The organism is Lewinella cohaerens DSM 23179, from assembly GCF_000379805.1.
Classification (GTDB): domain Bacteria; phylum Bacteroidota; class Bacteroidia; order Chitinophagales; family Saprospiraceae; genus Lewinella; species Lewinella cohaerens.
Window position 1 is genome coordinate 1 of sequence record NZ_KB903612.1, and the last position, 1,611, is coordinate 1,611.

General features: G+C 36.3%; 1 protein-coding gene. It reads right to left on the reverse strand.

Going from position 1 to position 1,611, the window contains the following annotated elements; translation table 11 throughout:
* Nucleotides 1-216 precede the first annotated feature (216 nt).
* Nucleotides 217-1,419 carry an extracellular catalytic domain type 1 short-chain-length polyhydroxyalkanoate depolymerase gene (locus A3EU_RS32180; RefSeq protein WP_020539479.1) on the reverse strand — a complete coding sequence of 401 codons (1,203 nt, stop codon included), beginning with the start codon at nt 1,417-1,419 and terminating at the stop codon, nt 217-219.
* Between the last annotated feature and the right edge of the window lie 192 nt (nt 1,420-1,611).

A 1,611-nucleotide genomic window follows, 5' to 3' on the forward strand; every position in this document is an offset into this window, starting at 1 on the left:
TGAATTTCCGCATGTCCCGTGTTGTACGAGGTTCGTAGCGCAGCGGAGAAGCTTGTGCCACACGGGCTTGCCCGAAAAACGTTGCCCAAGATGCGCAGCGAAGCGGAGTATCTTGGGCAACGGTTCGTGTATGCGGCGTGGCGGCGTTTAGCCGACATGAACGACATACACATTGTTATCTGCTGGCTTCATCCTTTATTTTAAGACCATTATTCTTTAGTTTCGAACAAGTAATTTGGAATAGACCCTTTTCTTGTTTTTATTGTAAATTGAAATAATTATAATTCTATTATTGTTTAGTTGGCTTGATGAAATAATAGTTTCCTGATTAAAATTCTGCGTCAATATTCTTCTTCCGGATATGTCAAATAGTATCATTTGTAGTTGATGCAAGTTTTCATTAGTTGTAATTTTCAATGAACCGTCATTATTAATATATGTCTCAATCTCTGATTCATATATTTGTTGAACTGAATTTACCATGTCATCAGGTATAAGTCCAAAGAAGCGAGCCATCCAATAAGTAGAATAAAAATCAACATCATATGAACCAGCAGATGTTTGTCCACCTTGAAAAATTTCGTTTCCTGGGTCAACAGCAATACCATGTCCCATATCTTGAATGGTGTAGGATTTAATTATGGTGTCGTTAGAATTATTTAAGTATATATTTTCTTCTATATCAGCATTGCCATTGAAATTTAATTCTGTTTCGTCAGGTATTTGGTCTGAATCATGAATATTTGTCCATTGAGCTACTAATCGAGATTCATTGATAGGTTCTGTAACCGTGTCATCTGTACCTTGGCAAATAAATAAAGTTGGGTAAGCTCCAGAGTAAGAAGAGAAAGCATTCCTAACTTTGTCCCCCCATTCCATTGGAGTGATGTCGTTATTTCCTGTTGGTTCATATAAATATGGAACACCTGCCCAAGTACCACCAGATTTAAATACATCTGGATAACAAGCCAACATAACTGGTGTCATTGCTCCTCCAGCTGAGAGTCCGCAAACAAAATTTTTTGTATTGTCTGTAGAAAAGTTATTATGAACATAATTGACCATGTCAATTAACGACTTTGCTTCTCCAATATCTCTTTCATTATCTGAACTTAAGAACCAATTAAAACATCTAGTGGGGTTATTAATTACTTTTTGCTCTGCAAATATGACATAGAATCCATACTGTTCTGCAAGGACATTCCACCCCGTTTGTTCAGCAAAATTAGATGCATTTTGCCCACATCCATGAAGTACTAACACCACCTCTGCATCTGTCTTTGGATTTGATGGTTCAAATAAAAACATTTTTAAATTGCCAGAGTTGTTTCCGAAGTCTGTTATTTCAATCATTTGAGCTGACGTTTCAAGACATTGAAATAAAAGAATAGGTATTAATAATTTTTGCAATACATTCATTCGTTAAGAGATCTTTACTTTAATGTAATTCCTGCCCTTTATTAGACCTTTCTAATTCTATTTGGTTTAATCTGGTTTTTTGTTTTTTGCTTGCAGATAACGTTTTTCGGGACATGCGAAGTTCGGAAATTTTCGGCGCAGCCGAAAAAATTTTTGAATTTCCGCATGTCCCGTGTTGTACGAGGTTCGTAG